This window comes from Aliterella sp. E5.1 (assembly GCF_057473825.1).
On sequence record NZ_JBYCCV010000221.1, the window covers coordinates 1 to 2976 of the forward strand.

Annotated in this window: 4 protein-coding genes and 1 pseudogene; 2 read left to right on the forward strand and 3 right to left on the reverse strand. The window is 44.0% G+C overall.

Annotated features, from left to right (window positions below; all coding sequences use genetic code 11):
* From AC2VE5_RS25330 to AC2VE5_RS25340, 3 genes and pseudogenes are all read right to left on the reverse strand, one after another.
* A partial coding sequence (locus AC2VE5_RS25330) for an IS1/IS1595 family N-terminal zinc-binding domain-containing protein (protein ID WP_486886923.1) occupies positions 1 to 97 on the reverse strand: 97 nt, incomplete at its 3' end.
* A gap of 66 nt (positions 98 to 163) precedes the next feature.
* A pseudogene (locus AC2VE5_RS25335) lies at positions 164 to 997 on the reverse strand (reverse transcriptase N-terminal domain-containing protein); the annotation flags it as partial.
* A gap of 518 nt (positions 998 to 1515) precedes the next feature.
* A complete protein-coding gene (locus AC2VE5_RS25340) occupies positions 1516 to 1677 on the reverse strand; it encodes an alpha-ketoglutarate-dependent dioxygenase AlkB (protein ID WP_486890355.1) in 162 nt (53 codons plus the stop codon).
* A gap of 23 nt (positions 1678 to 1700) precedes the next feature.
* Between AC2VE5_RS25340 and AC2VE5_RS25345 the strand changes: the two genes are divergently transcribed.
* Positions 1701 to 2093 carry a hypothetical protein gene (locus AC2VE5_RS25345; protein ID WP_486890356.1) on the forward strand — a complete coding sequence of 131 codons (393 nt, stop codon included), beginning with the start codon at positions 1701 to 1703 and terminating at the stop codon, positions 2091 to 2093.
* Positions 2094 to 2123: 30 nt separating this feature from the next.
* Positions 2124 to 2873, forward strand: coding sequence for an ATP-binding protein (locus AC2VE5_RS25350; RefSeq protein ID WP_486890357.1), 750 nt, complete (start codon positions 2124 to 2126; stop codon positions 2871 to 2873).
* Positions 2874 to 2976: the final 103 nt, after the last annotated feature.

Genomic DNA, 2976 nt, shown 5'->3' on the forward strand with positions numbered 1-2976 from the left:
ACGTCTGTTGGCAAACAGGACAGAGATAGCGTTGATGTCCGTTGGGCATCTTGCCGTGTTTATGGGCTTTAGAATGATCACACAAAGGGCATTGCATGGACGAGTTGCAGATGAGAGATCCCCTCTACTCTACCAATCCCACGTTTATTTGACGCACTACCCTAATACGGTTCAGTATTTCTTCAGCATCGTCTGATGGTTTTAAAATAAACACCATATCGTCGGCATAGCGGACGCTTTGATGTATTTCCTCAATTCCATTTAGAGAAATGTTGGCAAGTAATGGGCTAATTACGCCACCTTGCGGCGTTCCTTGAGAGGGAAATCCTGGGTTAACTCCTGATTTGAGACAGCGAAAGATTCCTGCCCGTATGCCTTTTGGGGCGATGAGTTTATCCATGATGGATGCGTGGTTTATCCTGTCGAAACACTTTTCGATATCAAGTTCAATGACTCTTTTATCTATTCCATGTGATTGTGAGCGTAGGTTGTCGAATAGGTATTTCTGGGCATTGTGTGCCGAGCGACCAGTCCTAAACCCGTAGCTCCTAGCATGGAAGGTTGCTTCGTGGGCGGGTTCTAAAGCGTATTTTGCTAGGCATTGCCAAGCTCTATCTGCAATTGTGGGAACTTTTAGTATGCGTTTTGTTCCGTCCTTTTTGGGGATTGGAATTTCTCGCAGCTTATTGTGTTTCCATAAGTTAACGTTTTCTTTGAGGGTCTCACTCAAACTAAAGCGTTCTTCAAAAGATAAGGACGCTTTGCCGTCAACTCCCGCCGTTTTCTTGCCCGCATTTAGCTGAGTAACCTGACGAATTGCCAATAGTCTTGCAGACTTGGACTTTAAGATTAGTTTCTGAAGTGACCTAGCTTTTCGCTTGTCTTCAACTGAAACTGCTTTGAACACTCGTTTTTGCAAGCGGAATAAGTCACGCCGAGATTTTTTCCAGAGTAAATTCTTCCAAAGTTCACTAGCATTATTGCTGTGGCTAACCATGCTCTGCTCCAAAAGTGTTGTCTTTAAACCTTGACTCAATTACGAGCCATCCTACCCAGTCTGTGGACTTCCGCTTCTCGTCAAGCCTACTAAGGGTACGACTCCTTAGACCTATCAGACTGTTTTTCTTCGTTCCTCTCGTTCGATTGTTCGTTCCTTTAGATGGATTCAGTTCAACCGCCAGAACCCCTTACTCATGCCGCTATCTAATACACAATGCGGCGGGATACTAATCTCTGGCGTAGTCAGGGTTTTTAATGTTACGCCCTGCTACCAAAGTAGGTTGCTTTTCCAGAATCTGTTTCATCATGGGAACTCCCTGTTAGCGCCAGTGTCAGCCCGTAACGGTTGTCTGATTGCGCCCTGCTACCCGCTTCAGCCTCTAGGAACCGAGCCTAGTCACTGGGGTCAGATAAGGAGTCACGTCTGAGTTTGACGGGTAGGATTTTCACCTACATTGATCGAGAAGTTTAGACTAGACTTGGAAGTCTTGGTCTAGAGTGCTTATGTACGGACTTTCACCGTGATTCAGCATTCAACAAATCGCGCGTATTGTCTTGGTGCATCCCCAATTTTTCACCTTTAGTGTAAAAATTGAGCAGGCAAGATTGGGGAGGAAAATCATTGTTTCCCGTTTCTTGAGCTATCTCTATAGCTAAATCCTTAATCGCTTGCGGCATAGCTGGAAACAGTTTAAATGTGTGTGGATGAGTTTGCTGATAGCGGTGAACAGGTACGAGTTTTCTACGACCAGTTAGCCAGCCCTCTAGCTTCATTAGGTGCAAGTCTAGAGAATAGCGATCGCGAATTTGACGTTCTGCAATTTGACCAGTACACGGGCTTTCACTCGACCTTGCAAGACTTGCAAGAAGTTATGGTTCGAGTGCAGGAAACTAAATCGGATATTGAATTAATTGCCCGCGACTTTCAAGGCGGACTAGATCGGCTGCGCCAGCAACTCGATGGGCTGCGCGGCGACTTAACTGAATCTCGTTTAGTCCCGTTTAAATTTTTGGCGCAGAGGTTTGTTACTCCTTTGCAAACTATGAGTCAGCGCTACCACAAATCTGTAGAACTTGAGATTACCAACCAATAAACCTTAATTGACCAAGTAATTCTCGAACAATTGCAAACTCTGCTCACCTACTTACTACGCAATGCTTTCGATCATGGGATTAAAACCCCCCAAGAGCGCTTAAAACAAGGCAAACCAAAAACGGCGCAAATTACTTTGACCTCTCACGTCCAAGGCAATCAGGTAATAATTGCAATTTCTGATAACGGGTGCGGTATAGATACCGAAAAAGTCTTAGAGAGAGTTATAGAAACAGGTTTGCATAGCCCCAATGCTGCCAAGCTAACAAAAGAGCAAATTTTGCAATTTCTATTTATGCCGGGGTTTTCTACAGCGAATTCTGTTACCGATCTTTCGGGTCGAGGTGTGGGGTTGGATGTAGTTCGTACCCCAGTAGAGCGACTGCGCGGCACAGTCACCGTAGCAACTCAAGTTGGGCAAGGAACTAAGTTTACAATTACGATTCCTTTGACTTTAAGTATTTTACCTTTGCTACTTTGTCGTTGTCAGCAGCGCACTTTGGCAATTCCATCTGTAAATATTTTAGAAATTATTGCTTTAGCTGAATTTTGCGATTATGCTTCTGGTCCAGAAACAATAATTTGGCACGATCACCCAGTGCCAATATTTTGTTTGACCAAAATTTTGCCTTACTCGCGCGGCAATAGTGTCCCCTCTGCCGATCAATTTAACCAACACTTGGGGATTGTTTTGGATGTTGGCGGTCAGCCAGTAGTTGTTGCCGTCAACTCTTTATTGGGCAAAAAAGAACTTGTACTTACCCCTCTTTTGTCACTCTGAGTAAGGAAAAAACAAACTAAAACTTGAAAAAGCTTGTAATGTAAAGCTTTTAAACTTTATTTTCTCACATCAGACTTCCTTTGTAGTCATTTTGCCAAAATCC

Excerpts from the sequence above, each read along its gene's own strand:
- AC2VE5_RS25340 (WP_486890355.1), bottom strand. The coding sequence starts at position 1,677 with ATGCCGCAAGCGATTAAGGATTTAGCTATAGAGATAGCTCAAGAAACG.